The sequence below is a fragment of the Solwaraspora sp. WMMD937 genome, assembly GCF_029581175.1.
In the GTDB taxonomy this organism is placed as follows: domain Bacteria; phylum Actinomycetota; class Actinomycetes; order Mycobacteriales; family Micromonosporaceae; genus Micromonospora_E.
The window spans coordinates 4,356,667-4,382,308 of record NZ_CP120738.1; the positions used below are offsets into that span (position 1 = coordinate 4,356,667).

The following is a 25,642-nucleotide window of genomic DNA, read 5'->3' on the forward strand; positions in this document are numbered from 1 at the left end:
CTCCCGGTCTGCCGTGAAGAATCTCGTCAACATCTCGCTAACAGTCAACATCTCGCGGAAGAGGCGAATGCATGTCTGTGACAGCGCCGGGGGACATTGGCGTCGATGACAACTGGTTGACTCTGGGAGGCTATGAGTTGACCTCACGGCTTCTCGTCGGCATAGAGCAGTACACGTCGCCGACCATGGTGCGTCAGGTGCTGGAGGTGACCAATTCACAGGTCTTCATCACGACCGTGGATCCGGACAACAACCGGCCCAGTCTGCTGCTGTCGGATCTGGCCGACGAGTTGCCGATGGACCGCTACCTCTGGATCGGGACGACCTCCTTCGCCCGGTCGGGCAGCAGCGCGCTCCGTACCGCCCACATCCTTCGTGACTCGTACGGCATCGAGCTGCTCAAGTTGGATGTCCGAGACGATGGCAACATGCCGGACAACCGGGCGACGGTCGAGATAGCGGCGACGTTGCGCGACCAGGGATTCAGCGTGCTGCCGTTCATTCTGCCAGATGAGCAGGACGCTGCGGCGCTGGAGTCGCTCGGCTGTTCCGCACTGCGGGTGATGGCGGCGCCGGTCGCCTCCGGCCGTGGTATCCCGGACCCCGGTCCGATCCGGCGGATCATCGACGGGGTGGGCATTCCGGTGGTGGTGGAGGGCGGCCTCGGCACGGCGCGGCACGTCACCCTCGCGATGGAGATGGGCGCGTCGGCGGTGCTGGTGAACACCGCACTGGTCGAAGCCAGACAACCGCTGCTGATGGCCGCCTCGATGCGGTCTGCGGTGGAGGCGGGGCGGCTGGCGTACCTGAGTGGCGGTATGCCCGGCGACGAGATCTCCACCGGGTTGTCCGGGGCGGTTGGGTGATGGCCGTCTTCGTGGAGATCCCCACCGTTTTCCAGTCCTACACCAACGGCGTGAAGAAGGTCTCGGCGACCGGCTCGACGGTCGGCGAGGTCCTGGTCGACCTCGACAACCGCTACCGTGGCATTCGTGCCCGGGTGATCGGCGACGACGGGGCGCTGCGCCGGTTCGTGAACATCTACGTCAACGACGAGGACGTCCGTGGTTTCGACCTGCTGGACACCGAGGTGACCGACGGGGACTCCATCCTCATCCTACCGGCGGTCGCGGGCGGGTGAGTACGCGGCTGTTCACCGGCGCACTGTTCGATCTGGACGGGGTCCTGATCGACTCCCACGCGGCGATCGTCGCACTGTGGCACGGCCTTGCCGCCCGGCTCGGCCGGCGGATCAGCGACGGCGAGATCGAACGTCACGTGCTGGGCTGCGCACCCGAACACACCGTCGCGGCGCTGTTCTCCGATCTCGATGATGCCGGTCGCGAAGGTCTGCTGGAGGCTGTCCGTGCCGCCGAACCGGACCTGGCGTTCGTCGCGGTCGCCGGTGCCACGGAATTGGTCGGCCGGCTGCACACCGCCGGTGTCCCGCTCGGGCTGGTCACCGGCGCATCGGCGGACCGTGCCGGCCGGGTGCTCGACGTACTGGGCCTGCGTACGGCGTTTCCGGTCCTGGTGACCTGGGGCGAGGTCGACCGGGGCAAACCCGCACCGGACTGTTACCTGCTGGGCGCGGACCGGCTCGGACACGACCCGGCAAGTTGCCTGGTGTTCGAGGACGCTCCGAGTGGTGTGACGGCTGCGGTACGGGCCGGCGCAGCCTGTGTCGGAGTGGGCGACGAGTCGAGTCTGTCGGGCAGCGGCGCGACCTGGACCGCTCCTGGTCTGGCCGCGGTGGGTTGCCGAGTGGGAGCGGACGGTGTCGTACTGGACCTGTCGGGAACGCCGGTGGCCCGGCTGGTCGGCGCCGCGTCGGCCGCAGATCGGAAAGGGGCGAGATGAGGTACGCCGAGCCGGGCCGGGGCGGCGACGTCCGGCCGGACACGCCCGGTCCCGGAGGGCGTCCACTCCGGGTCCATTTCGCCACCTCCGAGGTGTACCCACTGGTCAAGGTCGGCGGTCTGGGCGATGTGGCGCAGGCGCTGCCAAAGAGTCTGGCGCAGCGCGGGCATCAGGTGGAGCTCTTCCTGCCCCGGTACACCGGTCTGCCGGCGGGAGAGCCGGTCGCCGAGCTGGCCGTCACCGCGGGTTCGGTCCGGGCGACCCTCCAGGTGGCCGATCAGGGGCGGTACGACGGGGTGCGCTACTACACGGTGGGCCCGACCGGGCCGGTTCCGTGGAACCGTCCGGAGGGGTACGTGGAGAAGGATCTGGCCTCGTTCGTGTTGTTCTCCCGGGCCCTGGCCCTGCTGGCGACCCGCGACGGGTGGCGGCCGGACGCTGTGCACTGCAACGACTGGCACGTCGGGCACCTGCCGGCCTACCTGCGTACGCTGGATGCCGAATGCCGCTCGGTGCTCACCATCCACAACCTGGCCTACCAAGGGCTTTTCCCCCAGACCAAGGCCAGTGAGCTCGGACTCACCGCGTACGGCACCGGTAACCTGCTCGCCCAGGGCATCAGGTACGCCGACGTGGTCACCACGGTGAGCGAGCGCTACCGCGACGAGACGCTGTCGCCGTTGCGTGGCTGCGGGCTGGACGAACTGCTGCGCAGCCGGGGTGACGACTACCAGGGCGTGCTGAACGGGGTGGACTACGACCAGTTCGATCCGGCGACCGATTCGCACCTGCCGGCCGGGTACGACGTGGACGACATGGCAGGCAAGGCGGTGTGCAAGGCCGAGCTGCAGCGGGCCAGCGGTCTGCCGACCGAGCCGGACCGGCCGCTGGTCGCCTTCGTCGGGCGGCTGGTCAAGCAGAAGGGTGTGGAGCTGCTCCTGGAGCACATCGACGAGCTGGCCGACCTGGACGTCCAGCTGGTGGTGGTGGGTCGGGGCGAGCGGTTCGAGCGCACCTTCGCCCGCGCTGCGCGGTTCCACCCGAACCTGGCGTTCCACCCGGACAGCGGTGAGGCGATCGCGCGGCTGACGTACGCCGGGTCGGATCTGTTCCTCGCACCGTCGGAGTTCGAGCCCTGCGGCCTTGCCCCGCTGATCGCTCTGCGTTACGGATCGGTACCGGTGGTCCGGCGGGTCGGCGGGATGGCGCAGACGGTGGCGGACACGGGGCTCGGCTTCTCGTTCGCTGACGGCGACCGGTCCGGTCTGCTGACTGCGGTCCGGGAGAGCGTGACCCGCCAGCGCGGCGACCGGGGCTGGACCCGGCTGCGCGACCGGGCGATGCGTGCGCGGTTCACCTGGGACGAGGCCGCCGCCCGCTATGAACGCCTCTACCGTCCCCCGGCACGCCCGGCGTCGTCTGCGAACGCCGACGAGCAGCCGGAGCGGTACCGGTGAGCCCGGCCCGCCGCAGCGGCGTCCTGCTGCATCCCAGTTGCCTGCCCGGACGGTACGGCATCGGCGAGTTCGGCCCGGAGGCTGTCGAGTTCATCGAGTTCCTCGCCGCCGCCGAGCAGACGGTATGGCAGCTCCTGCCGCTCAACCCGGTCGACACGGACGGCTGCCCGTACCAGTCGTACGCGACGCTGGCCGGCAACCCGCTGTTCATCAGCGTCGACCGGTTGCTGGACATGGGGCTGCTCAGCCGGACCGACCTGGCCGACGTCCCTGAACTGCCGGCCGGGGTGGCCGACTACCCGGCCGCGACGGCGATCAAGCAACGGTTGCTGGCCCGGGCGTTCGCCAACTTCAGCCCGACCCCCGACAGCGAGCGGTTCGTCCGTCAACAGAGCTGGTGGCTCGACGACTACGCCCACTACATGACTCTGCGGCGCCGGTTCGGCTGGGAGTGGACGCGGTGGCCGCAGCCGCTGGCCCGCCGCGAACCGGATGCGCTGGTCCGCTCGGCAGAGGAGTCCGCCGGGCAGATCGCCTACCACCGGTTCGAGCAGTACGTCTTCGGCGCGCACTACGCGGCCGTGCGGCAGCAGGCGCACGCGATGGGCGTGGAGATCCTCGGCGACGTCGCGATGTACGTCGGCGTGCACAGCGCCGACGTGTGGGCCAACCCGCATCTGTTCCAGCTCGACGGCGACGGCAGGCCGACCGCGGTCGCCGGGTTTCCCCCGGACGAGTTCAGCCAGGACGGCCAGGTCTGGGGCAACGCGCTGTACCGCTGGGACAGCATTGCCGTTGAGGACTACCGGTGGTGGATCGACCGGATCCGCCGGATGCAGGAACTGTTCGACATCGTACGGCTGGACCACTTCCGTGGTTTTCTCGACTACTGGGCGGTCCCGGTGCCGGGGGACGCCACCCAGGGGCACTGGGAGAAGGGTCCCGGCGCCGATCTGTTCCGCGCCGTGCGCAAGGAGTTGCCCGACGTCAGGCTGGTGGCCGAGGACCTGGGGCCGGCCTCGGCCGAGGTCCAGCAGTTGCGTGTCGATGCCGGTGCCGCGGGCATGCGGCTGCTGCAGTTCGGGTTTTCCGGGGACGAGAACCAGCACCTGCCACACCACTATCCGGTCGACTGTGTGGCGTACACCGGCACCCACGACAACGACACGACGGCCGGCTGGTGGGACACGGCCACCGCCGAGGAACGGGAGCGCGTCGAGTCGTATCTCGGTGGCCTGCCGGACGGCATCTGCTGGTCTGCCGCGCGGGCCGTGTTCGGATCGGTGGCCCGGCTGGCGGTCCTGCCGTTGCAGGACGTCCTGCAGCTGGGGTCGGCGGCCCGGATGAACACCCCGGGCCGGGCCGATGGGAACTGGCAGTGGCGGTACGAGCCGCGGGCGCTCACCCCCGGTGTCGAAGTCCGACTGCGTCGACTCACCGAGATCTACGGCCGGGACCGGCAGGCCGAGCAACGACGGGCACGGGGGTTCACCGGCTGATGGCTGCGCCGACTTCGACGTACCGTCTGCAGTTCGGCCCGCATCTGCGGCTCACCGACGCCGGACCGGTCGCCGACTATCTGGCCGCGCTGGGCGTCGGCGCACTGTACGCGTCGCCGCTGCTCGCCTCCTCCCCGGCGTCGACCCACGGCTACGACATGGTGGACCCGTCCCGGACCTGCGACGAGCGGGGCGGCGAGGATGCCCGCAGTGACCTGGTTGCGCGCCTGCGACGGGCCGGGCTGGGCTTCGTGGTGGATGTGGTGTGCAACCACATGGGGGTGGCCGACGCCGCAGCCAACCCATGGTGGTGGGACGTGTTGCGGCATGGGCCCGACTCCGCCTACGCCCGGTTCTTCGACATCGACTGGTCGGCCGGTCCGCTGCTGCTGCCGGTGCTTGCCGACGACGGCGAGGGCGACGGCCCGGCGCTGGCGCAGATCACCACGGACGGTACGACGCTGCGATACCACGAGCATCGCTTCCCGCTGGCTCCGGGTACCGGTGACGGCACCGTGCGGGAGATCCACGACCGTCAGCACTACCGGCTGGTGTCGTGGCGACGGGGCATGGCCGAGCTGACCTACCGCCGGTTCTTCAACATCGACACGCTGGCAGGGCTGCGGACCGAGGATCCGCAGGTGTTCGCGGCGGTTCATGAGGAGGTGCTGCGCTGGGTGCGTTCCGGCGAGGTGACCGGGCTGCGGATCGACCACCCGGACGGGTTGGCCGACCCGGGCGGCTACCTGCGCCGGTTGCGTCGGGCCGCGCCGGACACCTGGATCGTGGTGGAGAAGGTCGTCGGCGTCGACGAGCCGCTGCCCATCTCCTGGCCGGTCGACGGGACGACCGGGTACGACGCGCTACGGCAGGTGTGTGGCGTCTTCGTCGACCCGGCCGGTCGTCGGTGGTTCGAGTCCGAGCAGCCGGTCGACCCGGTTGAGGTCGCCGCGGACAGCCGGCGGCAGGTGGCGCTCACCCTGCTTCCCGCCGAGGTTCGCCGGGTCGCCGCCCTCGTCGGTGCCCTGCTACCTGGACGCGACCCGCGACAGTGCCACGACGCGGTGGTGGAGCTGCTCACCGCGTTCCCGGTGTACCGGACGTACCTGCCCGAACAGCGGCGGGCGTTGGAGCAGGCGGTGGCCATCGCGCGGCGACGGCGTCCGGACCTGGCCGGCATCGTGGCCGCCGTCCGGGACGAGATGGTAGCCCGACCCGGCGGTGAGCTCGCCATCCGGATGCAGCAGACCACCGGGGCGGTGATGGCCAAGGGCGTCGAGGACACCGCCTTCTACCGCTACCACCGGCTGATCGCACTGAACGAGGTCGGCGGTGACCTGACCCGCTTCGCCGTGTCGCCGGAGGAGTTCCACACGGCGAACTCCGCGCGTCAGTCGGCCTGGCCGGGCACCATGACCACGCTGTCCACCCACGATACGAAGCGGTCCGAGGACGTCCGGGCCCGGCTGGCGGTGCTCAGCGAAATGGCCGACGAGTTCCTGGCCCTGGCGCGGCGCTGGGCGGCCCGCTGTCCGGTGGGGGATCCGGCGCTGGAGCCGCTCGCCTGGCAGACGTTGGTCGGTGCCTGGCCGATCGAACCGCGACGGCTCAGCGATTTCCTGCTCAAAGCGGCCCGGGAGGCGCGGCAGCGCACCAGCTGGACCCAGCCCGACCATGCCCTGGAAAAGGTACTGACGGACTGGCCACAGCGGGTCGGGGCGGATCCGGAGCTCTCCGCCGAGGTCGCCGCGTTCGTCGACCGGATCCGGGAGCCGGGCTGGTCCAACTCGTTGGGCCAGAAGTTGTTGCAGCTCGCCGGTCCGGGGGTGCCGGACGTGTACCAGGGCACCGAGCTGTGGGACTGGTCGTTGGTCGATCCGGACAACCGCCGGGCGGTGGACTTCGCCGCCCGGCGTGCCCTGCTCGACCGGTTGGACGGCGGGTGGCGTCCGGAGGTCGACGAGACGGCGGCGGTGAAGCTGCTCGTCGTGTCCAGGGTGTTGCGGCTGCGGCGGGACCGACCTGAGCTGTGGGACGGGTACGTGCCGGTGCGGGCGGAGGGGCCGGCGGCCGGTCATCTCGTCGGTTTCGCCCGTGGTAGGCGACGTGAGGTGGTGGCGGTGGCCACCCGCTTGCCGATGACGCTGGCGGCCACCGGCTGGTCGCAGACGCTGCTGCCGCTGCCGGCCGGTACCGGCCGGTGGACCGACGTGATCAGCGGCGAACGTGTCGAGACGAGTACGCCCCGGGTGGCCGACCTGTTGCGTCGGTATCCCGTGGCCCTGTTGATCCGGGGGGAACGATGAATCTCACCTTGGTCGAGGCCCGGCGGGCCCGCCGCTATCCGATGGCCGCCCTGTTCACCGGTTCGGCGGCCACCAATGTGTCGATGGTCGGTGCCAGCACGGTGAGCACGCTGATCGGGGCACAGCTGCTCAGCCCGCTGTGGAGCGGCATTCCCAACGCGGCCGGGGTCGTCGGCTCCGCCGTCGGCACGCTGACCCTGGCCGCGGTGATGGCCAGGCGAGGCAGCCGCACCGCGCTCGTGCTGGGGTACCTGGTCGCGGTCGTCGGCGCGGTCGTCGCGGGCGTCGCCGTGACGGCCGATTCGGCAGGCCTGCTGATGGTCGGCATGCTGCTGCTCGGCATCGGCAACGGCGGAGCGCAGCTGTCCCGGTACTGCGCAGCGGATCTGTACCCACCTGATCGCAAGGGCTTCGCGGTCGGCGTCATCGTCTGGGGAGGGACGGTCGGCGCACTGGCCGGGCCGAACCTGATCGCGCCGCTCGCCGGGTTCTCCGAGGGACTGGGCCTGCCGCCGCTCGCCGGTTCGTACCTCCTGGCACTGGCCTGCGCGGGCGTCGCCGCCGCGGCGTCGGCGACGCTGCCGGCGACCCGGACCCGCCGTGGCGGTACGGTATCCGGCCCGGTCTCCGCCGGGGTGTGGCGACGCCCAGTGGTCCGGACCGCGGTGGTGTCGATGACCGCCGGCCAGGTATCGATGGTCGCGGTGATGACGATGACACCGTTGCACATGGACATGCACGGCCACGGTCTCAGCGCGGTCGGCGCGGTGCTCAGCGCGCACCTGCTCGGCATGTTCATGTTGGCTCCGCTGTCCGGGTACGTCGCCGACCGGTTCGGCGGGCGGACCGCGATCATCGCCGGCATCGGAATGATTGCGCTGTCCACGATGGCCGCGCTGGTGCCGCTGGCCGGCAGCGCGCAGCTGTACATCGCGTTGTTCCTGCTCGGTCACGGCTGGAACCTCACTTTCGTGGGCGGCAGTGGTCTGCTCACCCAGGCGTTGACCACTGCCGATCGTCAGCACGTGCAGGGCGGCGTCGACGCCATCGTCTGGGGCGCCTCGGCGGTGGCCAGCGTCGGCGCCGGGATGGTGCTCGGCACGGTTGGCTACCCGGTGCTGGCGATCAGCGCGGGAGCGGCGGTGCTGCTTCCGTTGTTCCTCTTGGCCGGCCCGCAGCGGCACGAGGCCGACCCGGTGTCCGTCGCGTCGGACGCCCCGCAGGACCGGGCGATCCGATAGCCGGGCGTTGGCCGGTCTGTCGGTCGGGCCGTTTCGTGTCGCAGGAGACGGAGGATCAGGGTTGACTCAGGTGCACAGGTTCTCGGTGTGGGCACCGTTACCGACCAGGGTGACTGTCCGGGTCGACGGGCGCGACCACGCTATGACGGCGTCCGGCGGCGGCTGGTGGTACGCCGAGGTGGCCGACGCCCGTCCGGGCACGGACTACGCGTTTCTGCTCGACGACGATCCGACGGCGTTGCCCGACCCGCGGTCGGTGTGGCAGCCCGACGGCGTGCACGGCCCGTCCCGCCGGTACGACCATGCCGCGTACCGTTGGCGGGACTCGGGATGGCGGGGACGTCCGCTGGCCGGTGCGGTGCTCTACCAGTTGCACGTCGGTACGTTCACCGACGAGGGGACGTTCGACGCGGCGATCGACCGGCTCGACCACCTGGTGCGGCTCGGAGCCGATTTCGTCCAGCTGCTGCCGGTGAACGCGTTCGAAGGTGACGCCGGGTGGGGGTACGACGGGGTGCTCTGGTATGCCGTGCACGAACCGTACGGCGGTCCGGATGCGCTCAAACGGTTCGTCGACGCCTGTCACCAGCGCGGGCTGGGCGTGCTGCTGGACGTCGTGCACAACCACCTCGGCCCGGCCGGAGCCTACAGCCCCCGGTTCGCACCGTACTTCGCCGACCAGACCAGGTGGGGTCCGGCGCTGAATCTCGACGGTGACGGATCGGACGAGGTACGCCGGTACGTGTTGGACAACGTGGTCAGCTGGCTGCGTGACTTTCACCTTGACGGGCTGCGGTTGGACGCCGTGCAGGCGCTGCGTGACGGCCGGGCCGTGCACCTGCTGGAGGAGATGGCCGAGACGGTCGACGCGCTCGCGGCGCACCTCGGCCGCCCCCTGGTCCTCCTGGCCGAATCCGACCAGAACGATCCCCGGCTGGTCACCCCGCGTGAAGCCGGCGGGTACGGGCTGACGGCATTGTGGAACGACGACGTCCATCACAGCCTGCACGCCGCGCTGTCCGGTGAGCGGCAGGGCTACTACGCGGACTATGGTCCGTTGCGTACCCTCGGCGACGCGTTGCGCGACGTCTTCGTCTACGCCGGCCGCCACTCGTCGTTCCGGGGCCGCAGCTACGGTCGGCCGGTGGACACCACCAGGATTCCGGCCAGCCGGTTCCTGGTCTACGTGCAGTCGCACGACCAGATCGGCAACCGGGCCGGGGGCGAGCGGATCTCGGCGGTGCTGAACCCGGGCCTGCTGAGCTGTGCGGCGGCGATCGTGCTCTGCTCGCCGTACACCCCGATGATCTTCATGGGTGAGGAGTGGGGGAGCCGGGGTCCCTGGCAGTTCTTCGTCTCGTTCGCCGACGCGGAGCTGAGGGAAGCGGTCCGCCTCGGGCGGCGTGCCGAGCTCGGCGCGACCTGGGGGGTGGCCGGCACCGCCGATCCGGGTGACCGGGACACGTTCCTCGGGTCGAAACTGCGCTGGTCGGAGCTCGCCGAGCCGGACCACGACCGGCTGTTCACGCTGTACCGCGACCTGATCGCGCTGCGCCGCAGCCGACCTGAGCTGACCGATCCGAGACTGAACCGGATCGCGGTGGAGGTTGACGAGCATCGGCGATGGCTGGTGATGCGCCGGGGCGGGGTGCGGCTGGTCTGCAATCTCGCCGACGTGGAACAGCCGGTGCCGTTCGGCGCTCCCTCGGGGAAGGTGCTGCTGTCGTCCGCGCCGGTCCAGTCCGGTGACGCGCAGGTCGTGCTGCCGGCGGAGTCCTTCGCGGTACTGGCCGCGACCGGGTAGGACCCGACCGGCAGGCCATCCGGTTCCGTCACCCGAGCGCCGTGACCTGGCCGTCCAGCACGGTCATGTCGACGACGAGATCGGCCAGGTCCCGGCCGGCCTCGATCAACCGGGCGTTCGGGTCGTCGACGGTGGTCACCCAGTGGCGGGCGGCAGCGGGTGACTTGCCGAACTCGACGTGCCGGCGGATGAGACGGCCCCGCCGGATGTCGTCGTCGAGCTGGCAGTGCCACACCTCGGCCAGCAGGGTGCGCACCGCCGGCCAGGGCTCCCGGTCGGCGAGCAGGTAGTTGCCTTCGGTGACCACCAGTCGTACCGGTGGATCCACCGCGATGGTGCCGGCTATCGGCTGTTCGAGATCGCGTTCGAAGCCCGGGGCCCAGACGGTTCGGTGTCGTTCGGTCCGTAGCCGGTGCAGCAGGGCCAGGTAGCCGTCGCCGTCGAAGGTGTCGATGGCGCCCTTGCGGTCGCGTCGGCCGAGCCGGTCCAGTGCCACGTCGGACAGGTGGAAGCCGTCCATCGGCACCAGCGCCGCCGGTACTCCGTCCTGTCGTAGCCGGGCGACCAGCAGCGCCGCGAGCGTCGACTTGCCCGCCGCCGGGGAACCGGTGATGCCGAGGACGAGCCGGCCGTCGCGGGGGACGAGTCGGTGGGCGCGTGCGACGAGTTCATCGAGCATGCACCAGCTTAAGCGGCTGCCGGGTCGCTGGCCGGCTCACCCTCGGTAGGCAGGTGTCCGTCCTCGGCCCTGGCCCATTGACATCGGTCGTCGTCGTAGTTAACACTGTCGATCCTGCCTGGCAATCGCGTGGTAATCCTCTCCCCATCATGTTAGCGATAACAATGGAGGGTTCGGATGCGTACCGGATCCATGGTCCTGCTCGCCATCCTGGTCCGCGCCGGTCTTGCGCTCGGCGGGCCGACGCCGCGAGCAGCACCGGCGACACCGGCCCGGTGACGGCCGCCGGGTCGCTGCCGTCCGTGCCCGGTCGGTGGAGTCGGTCAACTACCCCGGACGGTTCCTGCGTCACCAGGACCAGTCGGTTCAACCGCGGCGTCGTGTTGCAGAAGCGACTCGCCGACGGCACGATCCGCCCGATCGTGCCCAGCCGGTGAGTTCGCATCACCAGGCCGGTAGGCGCCGGTAGGCGGCGGACCACCGGCATTGGCCGGACCGACCAACTCGTACAGAAGGAGACCCGATGCCGAGAATCCTTGCCCGGCTCAGCGCCGTGCTTGCCGCCGCCTGCCTGCTGCTCACCTCGTGGTCGGTGACCGCGGCGAGACCGGCTGCCGCCCTCGATCCGTTCACCGGATACCTGATGGCCCACTTCACCGGTGAGTCGGCCAACGGCGAGCAGATTCATCTGGCGTACAGCACCGACGGGCTGCACTGGACCGACCTCAACAACGGCGGCCCGGTTCTGCTATCTACAGTGGGCACCCGTGGCGTACGGGATCCGGTCCTGGTCCGCTCACCGGCCGGCGACCGGTACTGGATCATCGCCACCGATCTGCGGATCGCCAGCGGCACGTCCTGGAACGACGCCGCCAACCGGGGCAGCACCTCGATCGTCGTCTGGGAGTCCACCGACCTGGTCAACTGGTCGGCGCCGTGGCTGCTCAACGTCGCCAGCGGTATCGTGGGCGCCGGCAACGCCTGGGCACCGGAGGCGATCTACAACCCGGCGACCGGTGACTACGTCGTCTACTGGGCGACCAACTCGGCCCGCAACGGGGTCACCAAGCACCGCATCTGGTACGCGCGGACCAGCGACTTCCGTACCATCGGTACTCCGCAGCTGTACATCGACCGGGGTAGCGGCCAGGGCATCATCGACACCCAGATCATCGAGGTATCGAACAGCGTCGGCGGCTACCGCTACTATCGGGCTTCCGCCGACGGTCACATCACGATCGAGGCGAGCAACTCGATCCTGGGCAGCTGGACGACCCTCGGCAACCTGTCGCACCTGGGCATCTCCAACGGCACCGGCGGCGGCAACGTGGTCGAGGGCCCGATGTGGGCCCAGTTCAACGGCCGGAACGAGTGGGTGCTCTGGCTTGACCAGTACGCGACCGGCCGCGGCTACCTGCCGGTCACCTCGACCAACCTGGGCAGCACGGGCAACTTCCGGACCCGGTCGGACTACAGCATGGGCGGCAGCCGCAAGCGGCACGGATCAATCCTCAACCTGACCGCGGCCGAGCAGTCCCGGGTGCTCGCCCGCTGGGGCACGTCCACCCCGGTGAACCGGATCCAGTCGTACAACTACCCGGACCGCTACGTGCGGCACGCCGACTTCGACGTACGCATCGACGCCAACGTCAGCCCGGCGCAGGACGCGCAGTTCCGGCTGGTGCCCGGCCTGACCGGCGGCTCGGGCTACGTTTCGATCGAGTCGGTCAACTATCCGGGCCACTACCTGCGGCACTACGCGTACGACTTCGAGTTGGCACCCGACGACGGCTCGGCGGTCTTCGCCGCCGACGCCACCTTCCGCCGGGTCGCCGGCCTGGCCGACGCCGGATGGTCGTCGTTCCAGTCCTACAACTTCCCGGATCGCTACATCCGGCACTACGGCTACCAACTGCGCCTCGACCCGATTGCCGACGCGCAGGCACGCGCCGACGCCACCTTCCGCGTCACCGGCTGACCCGGTGGGCGGTGTCGCCAACGACGGAGACACCGCCCACCGACGGCGCGGACCGGCGTCGACTGGTCCGCGCCGGCCCCGGTGGCCCACACTGACCTGGTGCAGAGACAAACAGCGCCGGTACGGTCCGCCGTGGTGGTCAACCCGACGAAGGTCACTGACCTCGACGGCCTGCGAGCGGCGGTCGACGCGAGCCTGGCCGAAGCCGGCTGGGCGGCACCGATCTGGCTGGAGACGACGGTTGCCGAACCGGGGCGGACGCAGGCCCGGGACGCGGTCACGGCCGGGGTCGATGTCGTGTTCGCCTGCGGCGGCGACGGCACCGTGATGTCGTGTGTCGCCGGTCTGGTCGGCACCGACGTGGCGCTCGCCATCCTGCCGGCCGGCACTGGCAACCTGCTCGCTGCCAACCTGGGGCTGTCGACCGACCTCGCGGCCGGGCTGGAGGTCGCGGTGGATCGGCAGACCCGCCGGCTCGACGTCGGTCGGCTCGACGACGAGCGCTGCTTCGTGGTGATGGCCGGCATGGGGTTCGACGCGAGCCTGCTGGCCGCCACCTCCGAGCAGGCCAAGGCGCGGATCGGCTGGCCGGCGTACGTTGCCGGCGCCATGCGGCACCTGCGGGACCGGCCGATGCCGGTGCGGGTCCAGATCGACGACCAGCCGCCGGTACGGACCCGGGCGCGCACCGTGCTGGTGGCCAACGTCGGCCGGCTGCAGGGCGGGATGACCCTGCTGGCCGACGCCGAACCCGACGACGGTCTGCTCGACGTCGCCGTGCTGACGCCACGGACGCTGCGGCATTGGCTAGCGCTGGCCTGGGCACTGGTGCGGGGCCGGCGACGGGTGCCGCGGATGCAGGTGTACCGGGGGCGCGAGGTGTCGGTGATCAGTGACCGTGATCGACCCCGCGAGCTCGACGGCGACCTGATCGAGCCCGGCGCCACCCTGCGCGTGACGGTCCAGCCGGCGGCGCTGCTGCTGTGCGTGCCGCGTCCGGCGGATGAACCGGATCTGTCGGTGGACGCCGACGCGGCCGCGCGGCGCGGCGCGGCACTTGTCGAACGCACCCGTCACGCGCGATGACCCGGCCCGGGGCGTGACCGTCCCGAATCAGCCGTTGTCGGTGCGTCCGAGTCGGGCGAGCAGCCCGGTGTGCTGCCGCTGGTGACGCTCGGCCCGTCGGCCGAGCGCGTCCGCCCGGCCCCACCGGCCGGGTACGTCGAGCAGCTCGATCCGGGGTATCGATGGCGGAAGATGCGGGTCGACGCCCAGGTGGTCGTGGTACGGGGTGAGATCCAGCATGGTACGCAGCAGCAGTAGGACCGCCCCCGCCGACCAGCCCTGTGGGCTGCACGCTGTCGGGTACTCGACCGGATATCCGGTCAACTCGCGCCGGTAGCCGGCGAAGGCCTCCGGCAGCCGCCCGTCGAAGAACCCGGACGCCTCGATCATCCCTTCGGCGATCCGGGCGGCCTCCTCCCGGAACCCGTACCGGCGCAGCCCCCAGGCGATGATCGAGTTGTCGAACGGCCAGACCGACCCCACGTGGTAGCCGACCGGGTTGTACCGTGCCTCGGTTTCGGCCAACGTCCGTACCCCCCAGCCGGAGAACATCGCCGGCCCGAGCAGATGCTCGGCCACCTTGCCGGCCCGATCCGGCTCGACGATGCCGCTCCACAGCAGGTGCCCCATGTTCGACGCCAGCGCGTCGACGGGGGTGCCGTCCGGGTCGAGGGCGAGCGCGTAGTATCCGCCGTCGGCCACCCAGAAGTCGCGGTTGAACCGCTGCTTCAGGTCGGCCGCCTCCCGCTCCAGTCGGTCGGCGTACGCCGGGTCGTTCCAGAATTCGCGGGCCAGCCGGGCGCCACGGATCTTGGCGTCGTAGGCGTAGCCCTGCAGCTCGCAGGTTGCCCTGGGCAGCGCTGACAGCCGTCCGTCGCGGTAGGAGATCGCGTCCCAGGAGTCCTTCCAGCACTGGTTCTCCAGGCCGTTGCGGGTGTTGCGTCGCCAGTAGGAGACGTAGCCGTTGCCGACCAGGTCGCCGTACTCGTCGATCCAGTGCAGCGCGGCGCGGGCCTGGCGTTCGAGCCCATGGACCAGTTCGACGTCGCCGCTCCACCGTTCGTACTCGTCGAGCAGGATCACGAACAGTGGGGTGGAGTCGGCCGAGCCGTAGTACGGCGTGTGCGGCTGCTCCTCGAACGCCGCCGACTCGCCGTACCGGAACTCGTGCAGGATTTTGCCGGGCTCCTCCTCGCGCAGGTCGTCGAGGCTGCCGCCCTGCAACGAACCGAGCAGCCGCAGCACCGGGGGAGTGAGCCGGGGCAGGAACGGCATGGTCTGCAGGCTGATGAAGATGCTGTCCCGGCCGAACAGCGTCATGAACCAGGGCAGTCCGGCGGTCGGGATAGGCCCGGTGGCGGTCAGCGAGGCGTACCGCATCGCGGCGAGGTCGATCAGGCTCCGCTCGTACGCCGTGGTGAGGTTGGGGTTGTCGGCGAGCAGCTGCGGCGCCCGGTCGATCCAGTGCTCGAGCTCCTGGCGCACCTGCGGTCGGGCCCGGCGTCGGTAGGCCCCCCAGATGGTCGGCGACGCGGTGTCGCCGCCGTTGATCACCGGTTCCACCCGGAGTTCGGTCTGCCACTGACCGCGCGGCTCAAGGGTGACGTCGAACGTCATGCCGTCGTCGTCGATCCGGGCCGCGAGCGTGCTGCAGATGACGGTGTCCCGCTGGAAGGTCTCCCGCCGGTAGCTGTATCGCAGCCGACCTTCGTCGTGGTGGACCGACTTCGTACCGCGCTTGTGCTGGACGTCCTTGATCTCGAACAGGTCCGCGAAGTCGGTGTCCATATCCACTCGCAGGGTCAGGGTGGCCGGCGCGATGTCGTGGTTGAGCACGGTGAGCCGCTCGACGAACGCCGCGCCGATCGACTGCTCACGGATGACGGACAGCTTGGCGTCAACGTAGTGGGTGGGCCGGCCGGGCACGAGGAAGAACCGGGTCTCGAAGAAGTGCAGGTCGTCCTGGGACAGCGCGTTCAGCCGGTGGCCGTCGATCCGGAGCACCCAGGTGGACAGGAAGCGCGTGTCGAACGAGAACAGGCCGGTCGGCAGGTCTGGTGAGGCGGTGACGTCGCCGCGCTCGTCAGTCACCACGAAGGTGTTCCCGTCAAGGATGCTGACTGTCTTCTCGTTCATTCTCGGCGCCACCTCTCTGGGTGAAGTCCCTTGGATGCAGCCCGGCCGGGACACGGCCGAAAAGGACCCGGCAGAGCTGGTCCGCGAGTCCCAGGTCTCCCTCGACGACGACCGCGTTACGGAACAGCAGGGGGATGAACCGGTCCTCGCCCCGGGCCAACCGGTTGAAGCAGACCCGGTCGCTGCGGACGACCGAATCCGGCTCGGGCCCCGTCGACGACACCTGGACCTTCCCGGTTCCCAGGGTGACAAACCAGTACGTCGTCCTGCTCTCGTCGTGCACGTCGAAGCGAACGGTGCCGCTCAACCGGGGTGGCAGCCGGGTCAGGACCGAGCTTGCGTCGCGGGCCAGCCGATCCAGCGCGTCCTCGACCGTGTCGACCATCCGGCCCCACCTCCTCACGCCGTGTGACGTACCCAGCGCAGCGTAGGTCGGGCCGAGACCGACCCGCATCACCCGCGTCGGGTGAGTTACCTGGGATCAGCCGGCCGGGGGCGACTTGGCGGTGGACATCAGGTCGACGAAGCGCCGGGTGTCGACGTTGCCGCCGGAGACGATCACGCCGACCCGCCGTAGCGTCGATGCCGGCCGACCTGCCAGTAGGGCGGCCAGCCCGGTCGCGCCGCTGGGCTCGACGACGATCCGCATCCGGTCGAAGGCGAACCGCATCGCCATCCGGATCTCGTCATCGTCGACCAGCGCGATGTCGTCGAGTAGTTGCCGGTTGATCGCGAAGGTCAGCTCACCGGGCGTCTCGGCGGCCTGCCCGTCGGCGATCGTGCGTGGCACCGGGATGGTGACCCGCCGGCCGGCGGCCAGCGATCGCAACGTGTCGTCGCCGGCCGCCGGTTCGACGCCGATCACCCGGATCCGGGGCAGGAGTCCTTTCGAGGCGACTGCGGTGCCCGCCGCCAGCCCGCCGCCACCGACCGGCACCAGCAGCGCGTCGAGCGGGCCGACCTCCTCGACCAGTTCGAGCGCAGCGGTGCCCTGTCCGGCGATGACGTGCGGGTGATCGTACGGCGGGACCAGGGCCAGTCCCCGTTCGGCGGCCAACGCCGTACCGATGGCGACCCGGTCACCGGTGTACCGGTCGTAGGTGACGATCTCGGCCCCGTAGCCGCGGACCGCCGCCGTCTTGGCCGCCGGGGTGTCCTGCGGCATCACGATCACCGCGGTGCTGCCCAACTCCCGGGCGGCCAGCGCGACGGCCTGGGCATGGTTGCCGGACGAGTACGCGGCGATGCCCCGGGCCAGCTGGGCCGGTGACAGCCGGGAGATCGTGTTGTAGGCGCCACGGAACTTGAACGCCCCGACCCGTTGCAGGTTCTCGCACTTGACGAAGACCTCGGCGCCGACCATGGCGTCCAGAGTGCGCGAGCGCAGCACGGGGGTGCGGTGCGCGGCGCCGGCTATCCGCGCGGCCGCGTCGCGGACGTCGTGCAGGGTGACCGGTGTCGAGTCCGTCAAGGTGCTTCCTCCCGGGGCGCTCATCTGACAGAGTTCCATACAGCGGCCGGGCGAGTCGCAGCCGGCCGGCTGGTGTCCATGCCGCATTGTCCGGGCGCGGCCGACACCGCCGACCCGTAGCGCGACGGTGCCGCTGACGGTGTTGCGCGCGGTGTCCGGATCTGCCCGGATCTTTTCCCGAAAATTTCGGTACCTCTGGTCTCGCCATCAGGTGCCGATCCTGTGCTGCCGTCCCCCGGATCGCTGGCTGACCAGCGGGTCGACCGGTACCGGTCTTGGTCATTGAGTTACCGGAAGTTTTCCGTTAGCATCGCTCAACAGCACTTCGATCAAAGTCGATGTGTGGCCGAGGTTCACCTGCCGACCACACTCCGCACCGAGAGGCAACCATCACCATGACCCATCAATCCGCCAGCAGACCGAGGAGAAGGGGACCGCGGGCCGCGTTGGCCTCCGCCGCGGTGGTCGCCCTCGCCGCCGGTACCGCGCTGCTGTACGCGACCTCCGCCAGCGCCGCCGAGTCCACGCTCGGCGCGGCCGCGGAGCAGTCCGGCCGGTACTTCGGTGCCGCCGTCGCGGCCAACAAGCTCAGCGACTCGACGTACGTGAACATCCTCAACCGGGAGTTCAACAGCGTCACCGCCGAGAACGAGATGAAACTCGACGCCACCGAGCCGCAGCAGGGCCAGTTCAACTTCAGCAACGGCGACCGGATCGTCAACCACGCCATCTCCCGCGGCATGGCCGTCCGCGGCCACACCCTCGCCTGGCACTCCCAGCAACCCGGCTGGATGCAGCAGATGGAAGGCGCCCCACTGCGTCAGGCCATGCTCAACCACGTCACCCAGGTCGCCTCCTACTACCGGGGCAAGATCCACTCCTGGGACGTGGTGAACGAGGCCTTTGCCGACGGCGGTAGCGGTGCCCGACGCGACTCCAACCTGCAGCGCACCGGCAACGACTGGATCGAGGCGGCGTTCCGGGCCGCCCGCGCCGCCGACCCCGGCGCCAAGCTCTGCTACAACGACTACAACATCGACAACTGGTCCTGGGCCAAGACCCAGGCCGCGTACAACCTGGTGCGCGACTTCAAGCAGCGCGGCGTGCCGATCGACTGCGTCGGCCTGCAGTCGCACTTCAACAGCGGCTCGCCGTACCCGTCGAACTACCGCACCACGCTGTCCAGCTTCGCCGCCCTCGGCGTTGACGTGCAGATCACCGAGCTCGACATCGAAGGCTCCGGCAGCAGCCAGGCCAACACCTACCGCAACGTGGTGCAGGACTGCCTGGCGGTGTCCCGCTGCACCGGCATCACGGTCTGGGGTGTGCGGGACTGCGACTCGTGGCGTAGCGGCGGCACTCCGCTGCTGTTCGAGTGCAACGGCAACAAGAAGCAGGCGTACGATTCGACCCTCGCCGCGCTCAACGCCGGCGGCACCCCGCCGCCCACCACGGCACCGCCGCCGACCACCGCTCCGCCGACCACCGCTCCGCCCCCGACCACGGCCCCGCCGACCTCGCAGCCGCCGGGTGGCAACTGCTCAGCTGCGGTGATCTCGCTCGACCAGTGGCCAGGTGGCTTCGTGGCGAACGTGCGGGTGACCGCCGGGTCCGCCTCGACCAGCAGTTGGACGGTCACCATGACCCTGCCGTCCGGGGCGGCGGTCACCAACGCGTGGAACTCGCAGGCCAGCGGTAGCACCGGTACGGTGCGTTTCAGCAACGCACCGTGGAACGGCCAGATCGGTGCCGGGCAGTCGACCCAGTTCGGCTTCCAGGGCACTGGCACCGGCAGCGGGATGACCCCGACCTGCAGCGCCGGCTGACGGCAACCACCCCAGGACGGGGCCGGTACGCGGGACGTCCCGCGCACCGGCCCCGTCCGCGTGCGGCGACCGGGAGCGCGGGGTGCGGCCCGGCTGGGCCCGGCGACACCCCGGTACCGGCCCGGCGCGGCGCTGTCAGTGGCTGCGGTTACGCTCGTCGGACGGTGGCTCACAGGCCACCGTCGTTGCCCTGCCGGCTGGTCCTGTCCATCGGCGAGGCGGGGCACCGTTGGCCGGCACCGGGAGTTCGACGCGTTGACTGCACAACCTGAGACGCTGTACGGAGCAGACGACCTCACCCACCTGGAAGGGCTGGAGGCCGTCCGCAAGCGGCCCGGCATGTACATCGGCTCCACCGACAGCCGGGGCGTCGGCCATCTGCTCAACGAGATCCTCGACAACTCCACCGACGAGGGCGTCGCCGGCCACGCCAGCCGGGTCGAGGTGACTCTGCACGCCGACGGTTCGGTCCAGGTCGACGACGACGGCCGGGGCATCCCGACCGACGTACACACCCGGTCCGGGCTGTCCGGGGTCGAACTGGTGCTGACCCGGCTGCACGCCGGCGGCAAGTTCGGCGGCTCCGGATACAAGGCGTCCGGCGGCCTGCACGGGGTCGGCGCGTCGGCGGTGAACGCGCTCTCGCTACGGTTCGACGTACGGGTCAGGCGGGCCGGCCGGGTGTCGGAGATGTCGTTCCAGCGGGGCGTTCCGGGGGTTTTCGACGGCCCCGGCCCGGCCGCCGGTTTCACCAGGCAGTCGGGGCTGCGGGCGGTCGGCCGGATGAAGCGCGGCGAGGCCACCGGCACCTCCATCCGCTACTGGTACGACGCCCGCTACTTCGACGCCGGCGCCGCACTCGACGTGGCGGCCGTGCGGACCAGGCTGCGTAACACTGCCTTCCTGGTACCCGGGGTCACCTACGTGCTGCGCGACGCCACCTCTGGCGAGCTGGCCGAGGAGGTGTACCACCATCCCCGTGGCCTGGTCGAAATGGTGGAGTTCCTCACCCCGACCGGGGACCGACCGGTCAGCGGTACGCTGTTCATCACCGGCACCGGGACCTACAAGGAGAACGCCGCCGACGCCAACGGGGTGATGCAGTCGGACGTGGAGCGCCGGGCCGAGGTGGAGGTCGCCCTCGGCTGGGGCACCGGCTACGAGCGGACCGTCGAGTGCTTCACCAACACCATCCGCAGCGTGCACGGCGGCACCCACCGGCGGGGTTTCGAGCGCGGGGTGACCCGGGCCGTCGTCGACGCGGTACGCAACAGCCGGGGGCTGCTCAAGCCCAAGGAGGATCCGCCGACTGTCGACGACGTGCTCGAAGGCATGACGGCCGTGGTGCACGTGCGGATCCCGGAGCCCCAGTTCACTTCGCAGACCAAGGACGAGCTTTCCACCGCCGGCATCACCCGGGTGGTGCAGACGGTGGTGGAGCGGCACATCAAGTCCTGGGTGGAGGACCGCCGGACCCGTACCGAGGCCCGGACCGTGCTGCAGAAGGTGGTCGACGCGGCCCGGGTCCGGCTCACCCAGAAACAGCAGAAGGACGCCGCCCGGCGCAAGACCGCCCTGGAAGGGGCGTCCATGCCGCCGAAGCTGGTCGACTGCCGGTCGACCGGCCTGCAGCGCAGTGAGCTGTTCATCGTGGAGGGCGACAGCGCGCTCGGCTCGGCCCGGATGGCCCGGGTCGCCGAGTACCAGGCACTGCTGCCGATCCGGGGCAAGATCCTCAACGTGCAGAAGGCCAACCTGGCCGACACGTTGCGCAACGCCGAGGTAGCGGCGATCGTCCAGGTCCTCGGCGCCGGCACCGGGCGCACCTTCGACCTGGCCGCCATGCGGTACGGCCGGGTGATCCTGATGGCCGACGCGGATGTGGACGGCTCCCACATTCGGACCCTGCTGATCACCTTGTTCGCCAAGTACCTGCGCCCGGTGATCGAGGCCGGCCGGCTGTACGCGGCGATGCCCCCGCTCCACAAAATCACTACCAAGGGCCGGAACGCGGAGACCATCTTCACCTTCACCGAGGCCGAGATGGAGCAGACCGTACGGCGCATCGAGCGGGCCGGGCGACAGGTCGTCACCCCGGTGCCCCGGTTCAAGGGCCTCGGCGAGATGGACGCCGACGAGCTGTGGGAGACCACCATGAACCCGGCGACCCGCTCGGTCCGCCGGATCACCCTGGCCGACGTGGAGGTCGCCGACCGCACCCTGGAGTTGCTTATGGGGGAGAAGGTCGAGCCGCGCCGCAACTGGCTGATCGACTCGGCCGGCCGGGTCGACCAGGAGAGTATCGACGCCTGAGCATGACCTGCTCGATCGAGGAAGCGCTGGAAACGTAGAGATGGCACGCAGCAAGAGCAAGCAGTCCGGGGTCGACCTGTCCGCGTTCGACCAGGCCGGCGCCCGGATCCTGGACAACCCACTGGAGACCGAGATCCAGGACTCCTACCTGGAGTACGCCTACTCGGTCATCTACGCGCGGGCCCTGCCCGACGCCCGGGACGGACTCAAACCGGTGCACCGACGGATTCTCTACTCGATGAGCGAGCAGGGGCATCGCCCGGACCGGGGCTACGTCAAGTCGGCTCGGGTGGTGGGCGACGTGATGGGCAAGTTCCATCCGCACGGCGACACCGCGATCTACGACGCGATGGTCCGGATGGCGCAGCACTTTTCGCTCAACGTGCCGCTGGTCGACGGGCACGGCAACTTCGGGTCCCCCGACGACGGCCCGGCGGCCAGCCGCTACACCGAGGCGCGGATGTCCCGCCCGGCGATGCTGCTCGTCGGCGAGCTCGACGAGGAGACCGTCGACTTCAAGCCCAACTACGACGGCTCGTTGACCGAGCCGAAGGTGTTGCCGGCGGCCTTTCCGAACCTGCTGGTCAACGGCGCGTCCGGGATCGCCGTCGGGATGGCGACCAACATGATCCCGCACAATCTCGGTGAGGTCGTCGCGGCCACCCGCTGGCTGATCCGCCATCCCGACGCCAGCCTCGACAAACTGATGGAGTTCGTCCCCGGCCCGGATCTGCCGACCGGTGGTCTGCTGCTCGGACTCGACGAGGTGCGGCGCGCGTTCGCCACCGGGCGAGGGGTGGTGCGGATGCGCGCCAAGGTGCAGATCGGCCTGCTCGAGGGCAGCCGTGGGCGGCAGGCGATCACGGTGACCGAGCTGCCCTACGGGGTCGGCACCGAGCGAATCATCGAGAAAATCACTGAAGAGGTCAACAAGACCAAACGGTTGCAGGGCATCGCCGACGTCAAGGACCTGACCGACCGGGAGAACGGCACCCGTTTGGTCATCGAATGCAAGATCGGGGTCAACCCGCAGGCCTTGCTCGCCGATCTCTACCGGCTGACCCCGATGGAGCAGTCATTCGGCGTCAACAACCTGGTGCTGGTTGACGGGCAGCCACGTACGCTCGGGCTGAAGGAGCTACTGGAAGCCTTCCTAGCTCACCGGTACGACGTCGTCACCCGACGCAGCCTCTACCGACGGAGCCGGCGGCAGGATCGACTGCATCTGGTTGACGGTCTGCTGATCGCCCTGCTCGACATCGACCGGGTGGTGCGGCTGATCCGGGGCAGCGACGACGCGCAGGCGGCGCGGGACGCGCTGATGGCCGAGTTCGGGCTGACCGCGGTGCAGGCCGGCTACATCCTGGACACCCCGCTGCGCCGGCTGACCCGGTTCGACCGGATCGAGCTCGAGGCCGAGCAGGACCGGCTGCGTGGCGAGATCGCCGAGCTGTCGCGGATCCTCGACGATCCCGCGGCGCTGCGGAAGCTGGTCTCCGACGAGCTGGCCAAGGTGGCCAAGCAGTTCGCCACCCCCCGGCGGACCACTCTCGTCGACGGCGACCTCAAGGAGGTGCTGGCCGCCTCGGTCCCGGCCGGTCCGCTGGAGGTCGCCGATGACCCCTGCCAGGTCATCCTGTCCGCCACCGGGCTTGTCGCCCGCACCGTCGCCGAGAGCGAGGAGTCGGTCGAGGATGCCCGGCGCAACAGCCGGGCCCGACACGACGCGGTGCAGGCCGTGGTGCCGGCCACCGCCCGTGGCCAGGTGCTGCTGATCACCAGCACCGGCCGGGCGGTCCGTACCGACGTCCTGCCGTTGCCGGTGCTGCCGCAGCGTTCCGGAACGGTGTCGCTGTCCGGCGGCATGCCGGTCGCCGAACTGCTGGCGTTGGGCACGGGTGAGCAGGTTGTCGGCTTGGCCCCGGCCACCCAACGGGACGCGCCGGGACTCGCGCTGGGCACCCGCCAAGGCGTAGTGAAAGTCTGCGCGCCGGACTGGCCGGTACGCGCCGACGAGTTCGAGGTGATCGGTCTGCGTGACGGCGACGAGGTCGTCGGAGCCAGTTGGCTGACCGACGGCACCGAGAGCCTGGTGTTCGTCACCACTGACGCCTCGCTGCTGCGGTTCGCCGCGAAGCTGGTCCGTCCGCAAGGGCTCAAGGGCGGCGGCATGGCCGGGATCAACCTCGCCGCCGATGCCCGGGTGCTGTTCTTCGCCGCCGTACGGACCGACGATCCGGTACACGGGGAGCCGATGGTGGTCACCTCCACCGGGCACCACGTCAAGGTCACGCCGTTCGCCGAGTATCCCGCGAAGGGCCGGGCCACCGGTGGGGTCCGGGTGCAGCGGTTCCTCAAGGGCGAGTCGGGGCTGGAACTGGCCTGGGTGGGTTCCCGACCGGTCGGTGCCACCCCGTCCGGGGAGTCGGTGGCGTTGCCGCAGCTCGATCCGCGCCGGGACAGTTCGGGCACCCCGGTGATGCTGGCCCCGCAGGTCATCGGTCACCTGCTGGAACGCGGCTGACCACCGGCGATGCCGCTGGTGAGCTGGGCGACCGACCTGATTCCCCGGGATCACCGTCGACACCGTGTCGTAGCTGAGCAGGAAACGCAGTGCGCCGGCGAGCGGCCCGGCTGCCAGGCACCCAGGCCGATGGCGCTGACCCGCATCCCGGTGGCACCAAACGGTCGTGTCCGCACTGGTGAACCTCTCCAGTCGAATCACTGTTGACTGTTCGACAGCGTATCGACATCGATGCGTTCGCGCAGCCCTGACGCAGCCGCCTCGGCCGGCCCCACCGCTGCCGCCGCCCGCCGTCGGGGTCCGGTCCGGTTCGGCCGTACCCGCCAGCCGAGCAGCCCGAGCCCACCGAGCGCCAGCAGCACGTACAGGTTGCTGTAGATCAGCCCGAGCCCGGAGAAGTGCAGGTCCCACCCGCCCGGACTGGCCAGTACCCAGCTCGTGCTGCCCACCAGGACCAGCCAGCCGGCGGCGGCCGTGAGGATGGTCGACCTGCGGCCGTACCACCGTTGGTCACCGACGAGGACCAGCAGCGCCGGCACCCACCACACCCAGTGGTGGTGCCAGGAGACAGGGGAGACCAGCAGCCCGGTGGCCGCGCAGGCGAGCACCGCCAGCAGTTCGTCGCCGGCCCGCGCGCAGCGGACCGCGACGGTCATCCCGGCCGCGCCGACCAGCACCGCGACCACCAGCCACGGCAAAGCAGGCCGCGGTTCGTCCAGCACCCGGGTCACCGCGCCGGACAACGACTGGTTCAGGATGGTCCGGGGATCCCCGGTGACCCGGTCGGTGTCCAGCAGCCCACCGGTCCAGAACCAGTTCGAGTCGCTCGGCCGCCAGGCGAAGCCGACGCCAATCGTGGCGGCGAACGCGACGGTCGCGGTGGCGGCGGCCCGCAGCCGTCCGGTCAGCACCAGGTAGCCGACGAAGATCAGCGGCGTGAGCTTGAGCCCGGCGGCGACACCTATCCCGAGCCCGTGCCATCGGCCGCCCCGGCCGGCGACCAGGTCGACCAGCACCAGCCAGGTCAGTAGCAGTCCTACCTGGCCGACCTGCAAGTGGCCGGTCACCGCGAAGATCGGCAACGCGCCGACCAGGCCGCCAACCGTCCACGTCAGTCCTTGCCGGGCGGGCGGCCCGATCCACCGCAGGGTCAGCCGGATGATCGCGACCAGCACCACCACGCTCGCCGCCGTCCACCCCGCGACGGCGACCGGCATCGCCACCACGGCCAGCGGCTGCATCAGCAACGCGGCGAACGGCGGGTAGGTGAAGCCGAGCGCTATGCCGTCCGGGGTGCGGTGGACCGCCTGGTACAGCTGCCCGTCACCGCTGGCAGCGGCGACCGCACCCGCCCGGTACGCGGCCAGGTCCCCCCAGAACAGGCCGGTGGTGTGGTGCAGCACGCCGGCGGCGAGGCCCAGCGCGGCGGCGGACGCCCCGGCGAACAGCCAACTGCGTACCGCCGGTCGTCGGTCGCCCACCG

The 25,642-nt window shown here is 70.3% G+C and carries 18 protein-coding genes; 13 read left to right on the forward strand and 5 right to left on the reverse strand.

Annotated features, from left to right (window positions below):
• The first annotated feature begins 71 nt into the window (after nucleotides 1-71).
• The 8 genes from O7621_RS19360 to treZ all read left to right on the forward strand — a co-directional run bounded on the left by O7621_RS19360 (nucleotide 72) and on the right by treZ (nucleotide 10,167).
• Nucleotides 72-866 carry a thiamine biosynthesis protein ThiG gene (locus O7621_RS19360; protein WP_282230552.1) on the forward strand — a complete coding sequence of 265 codons (795 nt, stop codon included), beginning with the start codon at nucleotides 72-74 and terminating at the stop codon, nucleotides 864-866.
• Entirely contained in the window at nucleotides 866-1,141 is a 276-nt protein-coding gene (locus tag O7621_RS19365; protein ID WP_282230553.1) for a MoaD/ThiS family protein, read from the forward strand. The genes O7621_RS19360 and O7621_RS19365 overlap by 1 nt, the downstream gene beginning before the upstream one ends.
• Nucleotides 1,138-1,860 carry an HAD family phosphatase gene (locus O7621_RS19370; RefSeq protein ID WP_282230554.1) on the forward strand — a complete coding sequence of 241 codons (723 nt, stop codon included), beginning with the start codon at nucleotides 1,138-1,140 and terminating at the stop codon, nucleotides 1,858-1,860. The genes O7621_RS19365 and O7621_RS19370 overlap by 4 nt, the downstream gene beginning before the upstream one ends.
• Nucleotides 1,857-3,317 (forward strand): glycogen synthase, encoded by a 1,461-nt coding sequence (locus O7621_RS19375; RefSeq protein ID WP_282230555.1) that lies wholly within the window; start codon nucleotides 1,857-1,859, stop codon nucleotides 3,315-3,317. Before O7621_RS19370 ends, O7621_RS19375 begins: the two co-directional genes overlap by 4 nt.
• The gene (gene malQ, locus O7621_RS19380; protein WP_282230556.1) at nucleotides 3,314-4,816 is read left to right on the forward strand and encodes a 4-alpha-glucanotransferase; all 1,503 of its coding nucleotides are present in this window, start codon (nucleotides 3,314-3,316) and stop codon (nucleotides 4,814-4,816) included. The genes O7621_RS19375 and malQ overlap by 4 nt, the downstream gene beginning before the upstream one ends.
• On the forward strand, nucleotides 4,816-7,122 hold the full coding sequence (gene treY, locus O7621_RS19385) for a malto-oligosyltrehalose synthase (protein WP_282230557.1): 2,307 nt from the start codon (nucleotides 4,816-4,818) through the stop codon (nucleotides 7,120-7,122). The genes malQ and treY overlap by 1 nt, the downstream gene beginning before the upstream one ends.
• Nucleotides 7,119-8,363 carry an MFS transporter gene (locus O7621_RS19390; RefSeq protein ID WP_282230558.1) on the forward strand — a complete coding sequence of 415 codons (1,245 nt, stop codon included), beginning with the start codon at nucleotides 7,119-7,121 and terminating at the stop codon, nucleotides 8,361-8,363. The genes treY and O7621_RS19390 overlap by 4 nt, the downstream gene beginning before the upstream one ends.
• 70 nt (nucleotides 8,364-8,433) lie before the next feature.
• Nucleotides 8,434-10,167: a malto-oligosyltrehalose trehalohydrolase gene (gene treZ / locus O7621_RS19395; protein ID WP_282230559.1), complete on the forward strand. Its 1,734-nt coding sequence runs from the start codon at nucleotides 8,434-8,436 to the stop codon at nucleotides 10,165-10,167.
• Between the two features lie 28 nt (nucleotides 10,168-10,195).
• Here treZ and O7621_RS19400 read toward each other — a convergent pair whose 3' ends face one another.
• The gene (locus tag O7621_RS19400; protein WP_282230560.1) at nucleotides 10,196-10,846 is read right to left on the reverse strand and encodes a nucleoside/nucleotide kinase family protein; all 651 of its coding nucleotides are present in this window, start codon (nucleotides 10,844-10,846) and stop codon (nucleotides 10,196-10,198) included.
• 523 nt (nucleotides 10,847-11,369) lie between these two features.
• Between O7621_RS19400 and O7621_RS19405 the strand changes: the two genes are divergently transcribed.
• Complete coding sequence (locus O7621_RS19405) at nucleotides 11,370-12,824, forward strand: glycoside hydrolase family 43 protein (RefSeq protein ID WP_282230561.1); 1,455 nt, start codon at nucleotides 11,370-11,372, stop codon at nucleotides 12,822-12,824.
• A 99-nt stretch (nucleotides 12,825-12,923) separates the two neighbouring features.
• The gene (locus O7621_RS19410) at nucleotides 12,924-13,910 is read left to right on the forward strand and encodes a diacylglycerol kinase family protein (protein WP_282230562.1); all 987 of its coding nucleotides are present in this window, start codon (nucleotides 12,924-12,926) and stop codon (nucleotides 13,908-13,910) included.
• Nucleotides 13,911-13,937: 27 nt separating this feature from the next.
• On the opposite strand, the gene O7621_RS19415 is transcribed toward O7621_RS19410, so the two are convergent.
• The 3 genes from O7621_RS19415 to O7621_RS19425 all read right to left on the reverse strand — a co-directional run bounded on the left by O7621_RS19415 (nucleotide 13,938) and on the right by O7621_RS19425 (nucleotide 17,496).
• The gene (locus tag O7621_RS19415) at nucleotides 13,938-16,025 is read right to left on the reverse strand and encodes a glycogen debranching N-terminal domain-containing protein (protein ID WP_282230563.1); all 2,088 of its coding nucleotides are present in this window, start codon (nucleotides 16,023-16,025) and stop codon (nucleotides 13,938-13,940) included.
• Nucleotides 15,997-16,410, reverse strand: coding sequence for an SCP2 sterol-binding domain-containing protein (locus O7621_RS19420; protein ID WP_282230564.1), 414 nt, complete (start codon nucleotides 16,408-16,410; stop codon nucleotides 15,997-15,999). The genes O7621_RS19415 and O7621_RS19420 overlap by 29 nt, the downstream gene beginning before the upstream one ends.
• 96 nt (nucleotides 16,411-16,506) lie before the next feature.
• Nucleotides 16,507-17,496 (reverse strand): threo-3-hydroxy-L-aspartate ammonia-lyase, encoded by a 990-nt coding sequence (locus O7621_RS19425; RefSeq protein ID WP_282230565.1) that lies wholly within the window; start codon nucleotides 17,494-17,496, stop codon nucleotides 16,507-16,509.
• Between the two features lie 395 nt (nucleotides 17,497-17,891).
• Here O7621_RS19425 and O7621_RS19430 point away from each other — a divergent pair, with 395 nt between their 5' ends.
• The 3 genes from O7621_RS19430 (at nucleotide 17,892) to O7621_RS19440 (ending at nucleotide 24,159) form a co-directional block, all read left to right on the forward strand.
• Nucleotides 17,892-19,322 carry an endo-1,4-beta-xylanase gene (locus tag O7621_RS19430; RefSeq protein WP_282230566.1) on the forward strand — a complete coding sequence of 477 codons (1,431 nt, stop codon included), beginning with the start codon at nucleotides 17,892-17,894 and terminating at the stop codon, nucleotides 19,320-19,322.
• Between the two features lie 255 nt (nucleotides 19,323-19,577).
• A complete protein-coding gene (locus tag O7621_RS19435) occupies nucleotides 19,578-21,635 on the forward strand; it encodes a DNA topoisomerase IV subunit B (RefSeq protein ID WP_282230567.1) in 2,058 nt (685 codons plus the stop codon).
• Between the two features lie 40 nt (nucleotides 21,636-21,675).
• Nucleotides 21,676-24,159, forward strand: coding sequence for a DNA topoisomerase IV subunit A (locus tag O7621_RS19440; protein WP_282230568.1), 2,484 nt, complete (start codon nucleotides 21,676-21,678; stop codon nucleotides 24,157-24,159).
• A gap of 197 nt (nucleotides 24,160-24,356) precedes the next feature.
• Here the strand turns inward: O7621_RS19440 and O7621_RS19445 are convergent, their stop codons facing one another.
• Nucleotides 24,357-25,607, reverse strand: coding sequence for a glycosyltransferase 87 family protein (locus O7621_RS19445; protein WP_282234657.1), 1,251 nt, complete (start codon nucleotides 25,605-25,607; stop codon nucleotides 24,357-24,359).
• Nucleotides 25,608-25,642 lie beyond the last annotated feature (35 nt).